General features: G+C 59.4%; 13 protein-coding genes. 8 read left to right on the forward strand and 5 right to left on the reverse strand.

The genetic code is table 11. The annotated features are described in order from the left end of the window. Positions 1-24: 24 nt before the first annotated feature. Together ACWIKB_RS20615 and ACWIKB_RS20620 are read left to right on the forward strand one after the other, a co-directional pair. Positions 25-378, forward strand: coding sequence for a RidA family protein (locus ACWIKB_RS20615; RefSeq protein ID WP_475269099.1), 354 nt, complete (start codon positions 25-27; stop codon positions 376-378). Between the two features lie 278 nt (positions 379-656). Beyond that, positions 657-1,061: a response regulator gene (locus tag ACWIKB_RS20620; RefSeq protein WP_475269100.1), complete on the forward strand. Its 405-nt coding sequence runs from the start codon at positions 657-659 to the stop codon at positions 1,059-1,061. Here the strand turns inward: ACWIKB_RS20620 and ACWIKB_RS20625 are convergent. Next, the gene (locus ACWIKB_RS20625) at positions 955-1,326 is read right to left on the reverse strand and encodes an Arc family DNA-binding protein (RefSeq protein WP_475269101.1); all 372 of its coding nucleotides are present in this window, start codon (positions 1,324-1,326) and stop codon (positions 955-957) included. The two genes, ACWIKB_RS20620 and ACWIKB_RS20625, sit on opposite strands and share 107 nt — an antisense overlap. Before the next feature lie 107 nt (positions 1,327-1,433). On the opposite strand from ACWIKB_RS20625, the gene ACWIKB_RS20630 reads away from it, so the two are divergent. Then, complete coding sequence (locus ACWIKB_RS20630; RefSeq protein ID WP_475269102.1) at positions 1,434-2,714, forward strand: HAAAP family serine/threonine permease; 1,281 nt, start codon at positions 1,434-1,436, stop codon at positions 2,712-2,714. Here the strand turns inward: ACWIKB_RS20630 and ACWIKB_RS20635 are convergent. Continuing rightward, positions 2,696-3,358 (reverse strand): acyl-homoserine-lactone synthase, encoded by a 663-nt coding sequence (locus ACWIKB_RS20635; RefSeq protein WP_475269103.1) that lies wholly within the window; start codon positions 3,356-3,358, stop codon positions 2,696-2,698. The two genes, ACWIKB_RS20630 and ACWIKB_RS20635, sit on opposite strands and share 19 nt — an antisense overlap. Positions 3,359-3,389: 31 nt before the next feature. Further along, positions 3,390-4,115: a transcriptional regulator SdiA gene (gene sdiA, locus ACWIKB_RS20640; protein WP_475269104.1), complete on the reverse strand. Its 726-nt coding sequence runs from the start codon at positions 4,113-4,115 to the stop codon at positions 3,390-3,392. 478 nt (positions 4,116-4,593) lie between these two features. Here sdiA and ACWIKB_RS20645 point away from each other — a divergent pair, with 478 nt between their 5' ends. Further along, positions 4,594-6,255: a SulP family inorganic anion transporter gene (locus ACWIKB_RS20645; RefSeq protein ID WP_475269105.1), complete on the forward strand. Its 1,662-nt coding sequence runs from the start codon at positions 4,594-4,596 to the stop codon at positions 6,253-6,255. A gap of 176 nt (positions 6,256-6,431) precedes the next feature. Here the strand turns inward: ACWIKB_RS20645 and acnB are convergent, their stop codons facing one another. Then, positions 6,432-9,041 carry a bifunctional aconitate hydratase 2/2-methylisocitrate dehydratase gene (gene acnB / locus ACWIKB_RS20650; protein ID WP_054047462.1) on the reverse strand — a complete coding sequence of 870 codons (2,610 nt, stop codon included), beginning with the start codon at positions 9,039-9,041 and terminating at the stop codon, positions 6,432-6,434. 408 nt (positions 9,042-9,449) lie between these two features. On the opposite strand from acnB, the gene ACWIKB_RS20655 reads away from it, so the two are divergent. Then, positions 9,450-9,920: a DUF1289 domain-containing protein gene (locus ACWIKB_RS20655; protein WP_475269106.1), complete on the forward strand. Its 471-nt coding sequence runs from the start codon at positions 9,450-9,452 to the stop codon at positions 9,918-9,920. A gap of 104 nt (positions 9,921-10,024) precedes the next feature. On the opposite strand, the gene ACWIKB_RS20660 is transcribed toward ACWIKB_RS20655, so the two are convergent. Beyond that, a complete protein-coding gene (locus tag ACWIKB_RS20660; protein ID WP_475269107.1) occupies positions 10,025-10,888 on the reverse strand; it encodes a universal stress protein in 864 nt (287 codons plus the stop codon). 159 nt (positions 10,889-11,047) lie between these two features. On the opposite strand from ACWIKB_RS20660, the gene ACWIKB_RS20665 reads away from it, so the two are divergent. The 3 genes from ACWIKB_RS20665 (at position 11,048) to ACWIKB_RS20675 (ending at position 13,964) form a co-directional block, all read left to right on the forward strand. Beyond that, positions 11,048-11,656: a MiaE family protein gene (locus ACWIKB_RS20665; protein WP_475269108.1), complete on the forward strand. Its 609-nt coding sequence runs from the start codon at positions 11,048-11,050 to the stop codon at positions 11,654-11,656. Between the two features lie 313 nt (positions 11,657-11,969). Further along, a complete protein-coding gene (locus ACWIKB_RS20670) occupies positions 11,970-12,677 on the forward strand; it encodes a winged helix-turn-helix domain-containing protein (protein ID WP_475269171.1) in 708 nt (235 codons plus the stop codon). After that, positions 12,678-13,964, forward strand: coding sequence for an ATP-binding protein (locus ACWIKB_RS20675; protein WP_475269109.1), 1,287 nt, complete (start codon positions 12,678-12,680; stop codon positions 13,962-13,964). The last annotated feature ends 11 nt before the right edge of the window (positions 13,965-13,975 follow it).

Raw genomic sequence — 13,975 nt, forward strand, 5'->3', positions numbered from 1 at the left:
GAAACTCCACATTAGGAATTTGAAATGAAAGAGATTATTCGTATCGACAGTAACCCTCGTATGAGTCGCGCGGTTGTCTGTAATGGCTTTGTCTTCGTCGGCGGGCAAACCGCATCCGACACTACCCAAGACATCAAAGGCCAAACGGCCCAGGTCCTGCAAAAAATCGACGGGTTTCTGGAAAAGGCGGGGTTAGACAAAACACGCATTGTTTCCGCGCAGATATGGCTGGCGGACATTCAGTCTGATTTTTCAAAAATGAACGAGGTGTGGGATGCGTGGGTGCCTCAAGGTCACACGCCCGCCCGTGCCACGGTGGAGTCGCGGCTGGCGCTGCCGGAGTTGTTGATTGAAATCACGGTCATAGCCGCTGGCTGACCGCTGAAAACAAGATTCAACCCTAGGGAATTTCCTACAGATCAGGGAGACAAATCCTTCGTTGGAAGTGTCATGAGATCGCCACAATTCTGGCTTCACGGTATTGCAGAGTAACTGGTGAGATGGACTCCCCTAGCGTTCTCGTTTTAGAAAATCACTCGTTTCAGCGCGGTGTATTGGTCACGGCTCTGCAGCATCTGGGCGTCATCGATATTTTGCAGACGGACAATAGCGAAGGGGCGAAGGCGCAGATACGCCGGGCGGGGGGGGCGTTGATATTGTGCTCTGCGACCTGGTGCCTGGACTTCCTGCATTGGGTCGGGCAGAACGGCATGGTTCGCGCGGTCGCCCTGTGCAGTGAGTTACAACCGGAGTTGCGCCGCGCCGTCGGGCAGATGACCTGCTTTTCGGGGCTGCAAATGCTCGGCGTCCTGAGCAAACCCACGCTACTGCATGCGTTGCAAGGCATCTTGCAGCGCTATCGCCATCGGCGCCTTCCAGCCGTCATCGAGCCGACGCCGTTGAACCGGCTGCCCAGTGAAGAGGACGTTCGCCGGGGCCTGGCGTTGGGGGAGTTCAAGGCCTGGTTTCAACCCAAGTTCGAGATGAACAGCGCGGCATTGGCCGGGGCGGAAGCGTTGGCGCGGTGGGAGCACCCGATGAGCGCTCCATGCGAGCGATGATTTCACCGTTCAAGCTGCGCCGATTCTGTTTGGCAATGCGTTTCAATGTGAGACGCAAACCATCCGGCAGTCGAAGAACAAACCTATCGAGTACTTTATCCACCACCAACTCCTGACAACCTTGGAATTCGCTAGTTTGGCCTCCGACAGCAGGGGTTTTATGTAAGATTTTTCCTGCTAAAACGTTCGAAATTTCTTGTAGTTGCCCGCCACCATCATCTGATCCGCATAACCATTCCTCACCTAAGTCTTTGCTTCTGCTCATTAATCCCGGACAATCGCGCCCCTGTTTCGGCCAGGGCGCTGCCTGTCGGGTTTTTCCGACTCGTCCTGGTCGGGTAGCAACTGACCGGAATGCGGAGATCCCACCGGATGAATGATCAGGCCAATAGCGTCGACGAACGCTATGTAGCGGCGGCACCAGCGACCCTTGAGAGCTGGAATCGCCATGACACCACCTGGATGCTGGGCCTGTTTGGCACGGCAATCGGGGCCGGCACGTTGTTTTTGCCAATCAACGCGGGCTTGGGCGGCTTTTGGCCGTTGCTGGTCCTGGCGGTGCTGGCGTTCCCGATGACGTTCTACGCCCACCGTGGCCTGACCCGTTTCGTGTTGTCCGGCCGTGAAGGCGCGGACATCACCGAAGTGGTGGAAGAACACTTCGGCATCAAGGCCGGTGCGCTGATCACCTTGCTGTACTTCTTCGCGATCTTCCCGATCCTGCTGATCTACAGCGTGGCGCTGACCAACACCGTCGGCAGCTTCCTTGAACACCAACTGCACATCATGCCACCGCCTCGGGCGATCCTGTCGTTCGTGCTGATCCTTGGCCTGCTGGCGGTGGTGCGTTGCGGCGAGCAGGTGATCGTCAAGGCCATGAGCCTGATGGTGTACCCGTTCATCGTTGCGCTGCTGTTTCTGGCGGTGTTCCTGATTCCGCACTGGAACGGCGGCATCCTCAGCACCGCGTCCACGCTGCCTGAGCCGTCGGCGCTGCTGCACACGTTGTGGCTGGCGATTCCGGTGATGGTGTTCTCGTTCAACCACTCGCCGATCATCTCCGCGTTCGCGGTGGACCAGAAGCGTCGCTACGGTGAACACGCCGAGGAGCGCAGCTCGCAGATCCTGTCCCGCGCCCACGCCTTGATGGTGGTGATGGTGCTGTTCTTCGTTTTCAGTTGCGTGCTGACCCTGTCCCCGGCGCAACTGGCCGAAGCCAAGGCGCAGAACCTGTCGATCCTGTCGTACCTGGCCAACCACTTCAGCAACCCGACCATCGCCTTCGCGGCGCCGTTGATTGCTTTCGTGGCGATTTCCAAGTCATTCCTGGGCCACTACATCGGCGCCAGCGAAGGCTTGAAAGGCCTGATCGTCAAGAGCGGCAAGCGTCCGTCGCCCAAAGCTCTGGACCGCATGACTGCCGCGTTCATGTTGGTGGTGTGCTGGATCGTCGCCACCCTGAACCCGAGCATCCTCGGCATGATCGAGACCCTCGGTGGCCCGATCATCGCCGCGATCCTGTTCCTGATGCCGATGTACGCGATCCGCAAAGTGCCGGCCATGGCCCGTTATCGCGGCCAGGCTTCCAACGTCTTCGTGACGGCGGTGGGCCTGGTGGCGATTTCTGCGTTGATCTACTCGCTGACCGCCTGAAACCCGGGGTGATCGGCTGGGAATGCCCCGACCGGTCCACCCCGCAAAAATGCCTGATCGAGTGAAGTAACGGCCGCTGACTGCGCATAAAGCGCAGCACGGCCGTTTTTTTGGTAGGCCGGAAAGCTCAGCGCCACCACGTGATCGGTGTCGGTGCGTTGGGGCTGGCCGAGCCGGCTCAATTGCACGCCGTTGCGCAGAAAATAGCGTTCCAGGGCCGGTGTGGTCACCGCCACGACTTCCGTCGCGCCCATGCACCAGGCGTCGTGCAAGGCGTTCCAGAACACCCGCATCGGCAGTTTGCCTTCCTCCAGCCGAGTGGCGGCGAACCGCGAGATCTCCCAGGTATCGCTGCGCCGTGGCACGGGTTGATCGCAGAGAAACCCGAACACTTCCGACAATAAATACGGCTGGGTCGTCGGCAGCAGCCGTGCGCAACCGTGGATGTGCTCATAAGCGTCCACGGCGATGATGTAGCGGGTGTCTGTATGGTCGAACTGATCGTATTCGCGACCCGGCAGCGCGCCGCTGGATTTCAGTTGCCAGCCCAGATCCTTGATGAAGACCTTGTGCCGGTAACGACCCAGGTCGTCGTGCAGGCTTGGGGACAGCTCGTGATGATGCCGTGCAATCACTGTAATCATGGGGCGATATCCTTATCGTGGTCGAGTGGGCTTAAATCAGCCCGAGTGCTGCTCCATAGGCGGCCGCCAGGGTTTTATTGGCGGCGCCGAATTTCTTCTGAATGATTTTCAGGTGAAAGTTCACGGTGTTGACCGAGATGCCGAGGATCACCGCAATTTCCCCCGAACTTTTGCCATCGGCGGTCCATTGCAGGATTTCCCGCTCCCGGGGGCTCAGTTCGATGAGTTCCGAGGTGGCTTGCTGATGGCCGATTTCCGCCAGGCGTGTGGTCACCAGTTCGATGATGCAGCGCAGGCGCAGGCGGATTTCCTCGCGCTCGGCATCGCCGATGAAGGTCTGGTTGCGGGCGACCGAGAGCACGCTCAGGGCGTTGTTGGGCGTATGGATCGGCAAGGTCACGCCGACTCGCAGGCCCCAGTCCTGGGCTTCGCTCCACAAATTGCGGCTGTGGTCGAACAGCGCGTCATCCCAGACCACCATTTGCGTGGAACGCAGCCCGTTGAGGATCGACGGGTCGATCGCGGCATAGTTCTGCAGGTGATAACGCTCCAGCCACGCTTTGGGATAAGAGCCGTAGATCTCGGTTTTCGGTCGGGTGAAGGGGATCGAATGGCGTACTCCATACGCGTAATAATCAAAGCCCAGCTGTTGAACTTCCTGTTCCAGAAGCGCAAAAATCCGTGGCGCGTCCTGTTGCTTGAGCATCTCCATGCGCAGGTCATTCCACCAGTGCATGAAATCTCTATCCTTATCCATGGCAGTCGCCTTGATTCCGTGCACCTGAGGGAATCTAGCGCAGGACGATCTGCTGTCAACACAAACCTACACATTTTCGTGGGATCGACCGCTCTGGCACGGCGTTCTTCAAGACGCAGGCTGAGGGGCGGCCGACTCATGGCAGTCGGCATTTTGAAAAACAGGTACGGGGCGGGGCAGTTTGCCGTAGGTGAAAGCGTGGAAAACAGAACTTCTGCACGGCGTTGCGCAGATTGGATTTTTAACAAGCAGGGGCACCTACCTGATCTGGCAGTTGCCCCTGGGGTACGTGGTTTGCGGTTGTCTGATCGGGGCGACCCGGTCTTCCGGAAAAAAACATCGCTTTTCTAACGTTCGGCGGTGTTTTTATGGCTGGCGCCATGACCCGGAGCACAACAGCCAGCGGATAAACGGCTACCCTAGAGCCTTCACTGACGCGTCGTAGACGGCCTGTTGATCTTTTCTCTGGAGACGCTGCATGGCTCGTGCTCAAGGCGCATCGGTGCAACCCCGTGCCGATTCCCCCAACCGTTGGCAGGACCTGTTGGCCGGGCTGTCGATTGCCGGTTTGCTGTTGCCGGAAGCGGTGGCCTATTCCAGCATCGCCGCCGTGCCGCCCCAGGCCGGCGTCATTGCGTTATTTGCCGGCCTGCTGTGTTACGGGCTACTGGGCACCAGCCGTTTTGCGATTGTTTCTGCGACCTCGTCCTCCGCCGCTGTTCTGGCCGCCGCCACCGCCACGTTGGCCAATGGCGATTCCGGCCTGCGGATGACCCTGGCCATCGGCCTGGTGTTGGTGACCGGCGGGTTCTTCTTGCTGGCGGGTCTGTTCAAGCTTGGCAGCGTCACGTCCTTTATCGCCAAACCGGTACTGCGCGGTTTTGCCTTGGGGCTGGCCGCGACCATCATTCTCAAGCAGGTCGCCAGTATCGTTGACGTGCACTTGAGCAACGGCAATCTGATCCGTTTCGTCCCGCAGTTGCTGGAGCAGTGGCCACAATGGAATCGTGTCGGCTTGCTGGTTGCGGCAGTGGCGCTGCTGGTGTTGTGGGTGTGCGCGCGGTTTCGGCGTGTGCCCGGCGGTTTGCTGGTAGTGGCGCTCGGCATCGCGGCGGGGCAGTGGCTGAACTTGCCGGCGTATGGGGTGGACCTGATCGGCGTGATCGACCTGAGCCTTGAAGTGCCCCGGTTGCCAGTGTTGCCGTTTGCCGATTGGCTGCGCCTGGGGGAGCTGGCATTTGCGATGGTGATGATCCTGTATGCCGAGTCCTACGGTTCGATCAGCTCCTTTGCGCTCAAGCACGGCGACCGGGTGTCTTCGAACCGCGACCTGCTGGCCCTCGGTGCGGCGAATCTACTGTCCGGCCTGTTCCACGGCATGCCGGCGGGCGCCGGTTACTCTGCGACGTCGGCCAACGAAGCAGCGGGTGCCACTTCACGTCTGGCCGGTGCGGTGGCGGCGGGGGTGGTGTTGCTGATTGTCTTGACCGTGCTGCCCTACATTGCTCTGACGCCTGAGCCAGTATTGGCTGCGATCGTCATTCATGCGCTGGCGCGGGGCTTGAGTCTGCAGCCTTTGGGCCGCTATTTCATCTGGCGCCGCGACCGTGTGCTGGTGATCTGCGCGGTGGCTGCGGTGTTGGTATTGGGCGTGCTGGACGGCTTGCTGGTGGCGGTGGCAATCAGCGTGGTGCTGATGCTGAAACAGATGTCATCGGCGGATATTCAAGTGCTGGGGCAGATGGGCAGCGGTCACGATTACGTGGATGTGCAACGCCATCCTGACGCCCTGCAGATTCCTGGCGTGTTGATTGTGCGGCCCAGTGAAGCGCTGTTTTTTGCCAATGTGGAACGTATTTTGGGCGGTGCGCTAAGGCTGGCCCGGCACGCGTCGCCGCCGGTGCACACGATCATTCTCAGTCTGGAAGAGTCCCCCGATCTGGACGGCACCAGCATAGAAGCGCTGGAAGCGTTCTTTTTGCAGGTGCGGGCAGAAGACAAATTGTTGATCCTGGCGCGGCTCAAGCACGAGGCCAAAGCGGTGCTGGCGTTGTTGCCGGCGCAGGAGTTGGAGCAGGTGATACTTAGCGGCTTGAGTGTCGACGGTGCGGTCCAGCAAGCCCTCAAGCCATCCACATAACCCCTTGTGGGAGCGGGCTTGCTCGCGAATGCGGTGTATCAGTCACATCATTGCTGGATGACACACCGCATTCGCGAGCAAGCCCGCTCCCACAGGGATGTGCAGTGTGAACCTTGCGGGCATAAAAAAACGCCGCTCATCTCGCGATGGGCGGCGTTTTTTATTGCGTTGCAGCGTTAGGCTTGAACGACCGGAATGTTGGCGTTCGCAGCAGCTTCACGGAACTCGGCGATCTGGTCGAAGGACAGGTAGCGGTAGACATCAGCCGCCATGCTGTCGATCTTGCCAGCGTATTCCATGTACTCCTCGACGGTCGGCAGGCGACCCAGGATGGAAGCAACGGACGCCAACTCAGCCGAAGCCAGGTAAACGTTCGCGCCGTCACCCAGACGGTTCGGGAAGTTACGGGTCGAAGTCGACACTACAGTCGAATTCGGCTCTACACGTGCCTGGTTACCCATGCACAGCGAGCAGCCTGGCATTTCCATGCGTGCGCCGGCCTTGCCGTAGATGCCGTAGTAGCCTTCTTCGGTCAGCTGGTGAGCGTCCATTTTGGTCGGCGGCGACAGCCACAGACGGGTTGGCAGCTGACCCTTGACCTGATCCAGCAGCTTACCGGCAGCGCGGAAGTGACCGATGTTGGTCATGCACGAACCGATGAACACTTCGTCGATCTTCTCGCCAGCGACGCTGGACAGCAGACGGGCGTCGTCCGGGTCGTTTGGCGCGCAGAGCACAGGCTCTTTGATGTCGGCCAGGTCGATCTCGATGATTTCAGCGTATTCGGCGTCAGCATCGGCAACCATCAACTCAGGGTTGGCAACCCAGGCTTCCATCGCTTGAGCACGACGTTCCAGGGTACGCGCATCGCCGTAGCCTTCGCCGATCATCCAGCGCAGCAGGGTGATGTTGGAGTTCAGGTACTCGGTGATCGACTCTTTCGACAGCTTGATGGTGCAACCGGCAGCCGAACGTTCAGCCGAGGCGTCGGACAGCTCGAAAGCTTGTTCGATGCTCAGGTTGTCCAGGCCTTCGATTTCCAGGATGCGGCCGGAGAAGGCGTTCTTCTTGCCTTTCTTCTCGACGGTCAGCAGGCCAGCCTGAATCGCGAAGTAAGGAATGGCGTGAACCAGGTCACGCAGGGTAACGCCCGGTTGCATCTTGCCTTTGAAGCGCACCAGGATCGATTCCGGCATGTCCAGCGGCATAACGCCGGTGGCAGCAGCAAACGCAACCAGACCGGAACCGGCCGGGAACGAAATGCCCATCGGGAAACGGGTGTGGGAGTCACCACCGGTACCGACGGTGTCCGGCAGCAGCATGCGGTTCAGCCAGCTGTGGATGATGCCGTCGCCCGGACGCAGGGAAACGCCGCCGCGGGTCATGATGAAGTCTGGCAGGGTGTGGTGGGTGGTCACGTCGATCGGCTTAGGGTAAGCCGCGGTGTGGCAGAAGGACTGCATCACCAGATCGGTCGAGAAGCCCAGGCACGCCAGGTCTTTCAGTTCGTCACGGGTCATAGGACCGGTGGTGTCCTGGGAACCGACGGTAGTCATCTTCGGTTCGCAGTAGGTGCCAGGACGAACGCCTTTGCCTTCTGGCAGACCGCACGCCTTGCCGACCATTTTCTGTGCCAGGGTGTAGCCCTTGCCAGTGTCGACAGGTGCTTCAGGCAGTTTGAACAGATCGGTAGGACCCAGGCCCAGTTCAGCACGAGCCTTGTCGGTCAAGCCGCGACCGATGATCAACGGGATACGGCCGCCGGCACGAACTTCGTCCAACAGTACCGGAGTCTTCATTTCGAAGGTGGTCAGGACTTCGTCGGTGCCGTGTTTGCAGACTTTGCCAGCATGCGGGTACAGGTCGATCACGTCGCCCATGTTCATGTTGGTAACGTCGAACTCGATTGGCAGTGCGCCGGCATCTTCCATGGTGTTGTAGAAGATTGGAGCGATCTTGCTGCCGAAGCAGAAACCGCCAGCGCGCTTGTTCGGCACGTAAGGAACGTCGTCGCCGAAGAACCACAGTACCGAGTTGGTTGCCGATTTACGCGACGAACCGGTACCGACCACATCACCGACGTAGGCGATAGGGAAGCCTTGACCGCGCATTTCTTCGATCTGCTTCATCGGGCCGGTAACGCCTTGGGCGTCAGGCACGATGCCTTCACGGGCCATTTTCAGCATGGCCAGGGCGTGCAGCGGGATGTCCGGGCGGGACCAGGCGTCCGGGGCAGGGGACAGGTCGTCGGTGTTGGTTTCGCCGGTGACCTTGAACACACGCAGGCTGATCTTGTCGGCCAGGGTCGGACGGTTGCGGAACCACTCGCCGTCAGCCCAGGACTGGATCACGCCTTTGGCGTGTTCGTTGCCATTGCGGGCTTTTTCCGCAACGTCGTGGAACGCATCGAACATCAGCAGGGTGTGCTTGAGTTGAGCGGCTGCGACCGGGGCCAGTTCGGCGCTGTCGAGCAGGTCAACCAGGGTCACGATGTTGTAGCCGCCCTGCATGGTGCCGAGCAGTTCAACAGCGCGTTTCTTGTCGATCAGAGGGGAGGTTGCTTCGCCTTTGGCCAGGGCAGACAGGAAACCAGCCTTTACATAGGCTGCTTCGTCCACGCCAGGTGGAATGCGATTGGTGATCAGGTCAACGAGGAAAGCTTCTTCGCCAGCCGGGGGATTCTTCAGCAGCTCGACCAGGCCTGCAGTTTGTTCGGCGTTAAGCGGCTGGGGAACGATACCCAGTGCTGCACGCTCTTCGATATGTTTGCGGTAGGCTTCAAGCACAGTTATTACCCTCATCAGTGGTCCCAAATGGGTGTCCGGGACGCTCATCCCGAAATTGCCGTACTCATGCGCTGCGTGGCGTTGTGGGCCACTTAGCCAGAATTACCGACAATTCCTTACAGAAGCTGCTTTCAAAGTTTTACGCCTGCAGAACGGGGAGCTGATGAGGGTTGGCGTAGAGCTTTTCCCCGCTGGAAAAACCCTTCGCCAACACCGCTCTGTAGGAACGACTGTGCTCGTGACGCTTTGAAAACAGCTTCTAACGGACATTGGCGCCTTAAAAGGCTGGCTGATTCTACGGCAAAAAAAATATAAACGTAAGTTAGCCCCTCAAGATTGAGGGGTGATCAATGTTAGACAAAGGGCTAACATGCCGACCTGTTCTGCTTTCCCGTGTTTTGCCTACCTATGCCCAATCAGACCATCAAGACCCCCTGCGTCGGCCTCTGCTCCACCGTTTACGGTGACCTGGTGTGCCGTGGCTGCAAGCGTTTCCACCACGAAGTGATCAACTGGAACGGTTACAACGAGGAAGAAAAGCGCGCAGTGTGGTTGCGTCTTGAGCAACTGTTGTCCCAAGTGATGGCCAGCAAACTGGAAATTTTCGACCCGCAACGCCTGCGGTTGCAGCTTGAGCAGCGAAAAATCCGCTTCGTGCCGCATCAATCGGAATATTGCTGGGCCTATCAGTTGATCGCCCGTGGTGCGCGGGTCATCAATAATCTGGAGGCGTACGGGATGGTGCTGATGCCGGAGTTTCGCGACTGGAACCTGCCGGAATTGCGCGATGCCATTGATCGGGAGTTTTTCCTGCTGTCGGAAGCGCATTACCAGCGCTACATCGCGCCGGGCTTTTTAAAGGACGCCTTCGGCGCCTAAAAGCTTCGCGAGCAAGCCCGCTCCCACAGGGGATTTGTGAACGCCATAGATCCAATGTGGGAGCGGGCTTGCTCGCGAAGGCGCCCGACCAGACGCTACAAATCTCAATGCCGCGTCACAACCTCTTCCAGATGATCCATGATCTCATCCGGCTTGAGCACCAGCACATCGCTCTCCACCGCATCCAGCACCACTTCTGCCGTATTGCCGATCAACGCCCCGGACAACCCGGACCGCGCCACCGTGCCAATCACGATCACCGCCGCCTGCAGTTTATGCACCATGAACGGAATCAACACATCCGCCGGGCCTTCCTCGATATGCAGGTGGTCGTCATCAATGTCGAATTCGGCCTGGAACGCCTTGCACTGCTCGCGATAGCGCGCCTGGATGGTTTCGCTGAGCTGGAAGGTCGGGTCGGCCGACGACAGCATCGGCGACGGATGGGCGCTGATCACGTGCAATTGGGCCTTGGCCAGGCTGGCGATGTCGTACCCATGATCGACGATGCAAGCATGCAGCGTGCGGTGTTCGCCGTCGGTGTTGCCGACGTCGATGGCCGCCAGAATGACCCCGCCAGTCCATGGCTTCGAGGTTTTCACCAGCAATACCGGCGTTGGGCAGTAACGCAGCAGTTTCCAGTCCGCCGGGGTCAGCAGGGCCTTTTTCAGCGGGCTGTTGGGGAAATGTTGCTTGATCACCAGCCCGCAGCCCTCGGCTTGCTGCACATCGACGATGGTTTCGTGCAGGCTCTCGTTCCAGGCCTGCTCGGTGGTGACGCTGTAGCCGTCCTCCACCAGCGCCGCCTTGAGCACGCCCAACATGGCGCTGTGATCATGCTTGCGATCACAGACCAGCAAGTGCAGATGGGCCTGGGTCACGCCCGCGATCAGCTTGGCCCGCTTGAGCGCCAGGCTTTCCGAGTGCTCGGGTTCGATGACCACCAGAATGCTGCGTATGGCTTGCATGATCGGGATCTCCTGAAAGTAAAAAATGCTGCGTTGGACAACTATAGTTGCTGCCCGGCAACACGGGACTTGATGCATATCAATGGCGGCGACTGGTGGTCTGCTGACAAGCCCGTATAATCGGCGCCCTTCGTTTTGAACCTTTTATCCGTGAGCCCCATGATCCTTCCCGAAATTCACGAGTTCCTCGGCTGCCGCACCCCTGACGGCTGGGTCCAGGCCGCGCTGGCCGATCAGGAAACCTTGCTGATCGACCACAAGAACTGCGAATTCAAGGCCGCCAGCACGGCGTTGAGCCTGATCGCCAAGTATCACTCGCACGTCGATCTGATCAACCTGATGTCGCGCCTGGCCCGGGAAGAACTGGTGCACCACGAACAGGTCATGCGCCTGATGAAAAAGCGCAAGATCGAGCTGCGTCAGCTCTCCGCCGGGCGTTACGCCTCGGGCCTGCGCAAAGTGGTGCGCAGCCACGAACCGGTGAAACTGGTGGATACCCTGGTGGTCGGCGCGTTCATCGAAGCCCGCAGCTGCGAGCGTTTCGAGGCGCTGGTGCCGCATCTGGATGAAGAATTGGGCAAGTTTTACTTTGGCTTGCTGAAAAGCGAGGCTCGGCATTTCCAGGGTTACTTGAAACTGGCGTATCAGTATGGTGACGCCAAGGACATCGCCCAGGTGATCGACCGGGTGCGCGTCGCCGAGCAGGAATTGATCGAATCACCGGACGTGGAATTCCGCTTCCACAGCGGTATCCCAGCCGCCGCGTAACCCAACCAACCGCCGCCTAACCCTACCCACCGCGGCCTATCCCAACCAACCGCGGCCTAATCCCCTTGTAGGAGCGAGGCTTGCCCGCGAAGGCGTCCTCGAAATCGCCTTCGCGGGCAAGCCTCGCTCCTACAAAAGCGTTATCCGTAGTCTCGTGATGTTTTGATTCAAAATTGTAAATAACTCTTAAGAGTATGAAACATCACCCAAAACCGGCCCCCATGGCCGGTTTTTGCTGCCTGCCGTCACCGTCCCGCCATCGATTGCCGCCATAATGCCGCCCACTTCAAACAAGGGTTGGCAGACGGTCGTTATGGATAACCTGGGTTTTGGCAAAGTTTTGCTGGTGGAAGACGACGAGAAGCTCGCCGGGCTGATCGCGCATTTCCTGTCCCAACATGGCTACGAGGTCCGGGCGGTGCACCGTGGCGACCTGGCGTTGGCCGCGTTTCTGGAATTCAAACCGAAAATCGTCGTGCTCGACCTGATGTTGCCGGGCCAGAGCGGCTTGCACGTGTGCCGCGAGATTCGCAGCGTGTCCGACACGCCCATCGTCATTCTCACCGCCAAGGAAGACGACCTCGACCATATCCTCGGCCTGGAATCCGGCGCCGACGATTACGTGATCAAACCGATCAAACCCCCGGTGTTACTGGCCCGCTTGCGCGCCCTGCAACGTCGACAAGTGCCGGAAACCGCCATGTGCAGCGCCCTGGAGTTCGGTCACCTGAGCATCGACCGCAGCTGTCGCGAAGTGCGGCTGGCGGGTGAGGGCATCGAGCTGACCACCATGGAATTCGAGCTGCTGTGGTTGTTGGCCAGCGCCGCCGGCAAGATTCTGTCCCGGGATGACATCCTCAACCGCATGCGCGGCATCGCTTTCGATGGCCTCAACCGCAGCGTCGACGTCTACATCAGCAAACTGCGGGCCAAGCTCCGGGACAACCCACGGGAGCCGGTGTGCATTAAGACCGTTTGGGGCAAGGGTTACCTGTTCAATCCGTTCGCGTGGGAGCTTTAGATGCTGCGGTTATTTCTTGGGTTGTACCTGATGCTGGCCGTTGGGCTGGTGTTGGCGTTGCAGACCGTCGAACACACCTTTAACGCACTGCTCGATAACCAGATGCAGGCGTATAACCGCGAGGCCGTGCGCGGGCAGGCGTATTCGCTGGTGGAGCAGATTCGCGGTCTGGAAGGGCCGGGGCGCGAGCAACAACTGGACGCGCTGCGCCCGCATTACGGCTTGGGTTTGACGCTGGTCAATGCTGACGATCTGGCGCTCGATGATCAGGAAAAAGCCTTGTTGGCAGAAGGCCTGCTGGTGATTCGGGAGAAGTACACGCAGTTCATTTCTTCGATTGATGGGGGGCCGCAGCTGCTCAGCATCAAGTTACCGGCGGAGCCGAGCCTGATGCCGTTCTACATCACGGCGGCCTACCTGATGCTGGCGGTGCTGATCGGCATCGTGCTGTTTTTCTGGGTGCGACCACACTGGCGGGATCTGGAAAAACTGCGCCTGGCCGCCGAACGGTTCGGCGATAACGATCTGTCGTCGCGAATCCAGCTGTCCAAGCGCTCGAACATTCGCGACCTGTCCGAACACTTCAACCTGATGGCCGCGCGCATCGAAGGCCTGATTGCCAATCAGCGAGAGCTGACCAATGCGGTGTCCCATGAACTGCGCACGCCGATTGCGCGGTTGTCATTCGAACTCGATCAGCTCAAGCAACAACCCGATCCGACGCAGAACCGCGAACTGATTGCCGACATGTACGCCGACCTCGGTGAACTGGAAGAAATGGTCTCCGAACTGCTGACCTATGCCAGCCTGGAGCGCGGCGCCACGGTGATCACCCGGGAGAATATCCAGGCCAGCAGCTGGCTCGACAGCGTGGTTGGCAGCGTGGCGCTGGAAGCGGAAGCGGCGGGGGTGCAACTGCTGATTGTCGAGTGCCAGATCGATCAGGTGCGGATCGAACCGCGCTTCATGGCCCGGGCGGTGATTAACTTGCTGCGCAATGCCATTCGTTACGCCGACGGGCGAGTTGAAGTGTCGCTGGTACGCAGCGGTGATCACTACGAAGTACGGGTCAACGATGATGGGCCGGGCGTGCCGGTGGATGGGCGGGAGAAAATCTTCGAACCGTTCTCGCGCCTGGATGCCAGCCGGGATCGGCGTACTGGTGGTTTCGGGCTGGGGTTGGCGTTGGTGCGACGGGTGTCGCAATCCCATGGCGGGCAGGTTGAAGTAGCGGATTCGCCTTGGGGTGGAGCGTCGTTTCGCATGACCTGGGCGCATTTGGATTAGATCAAAAGATC

The organism is Pseudomonas sp. 5Vm1k (assembly GCF_056161485.1).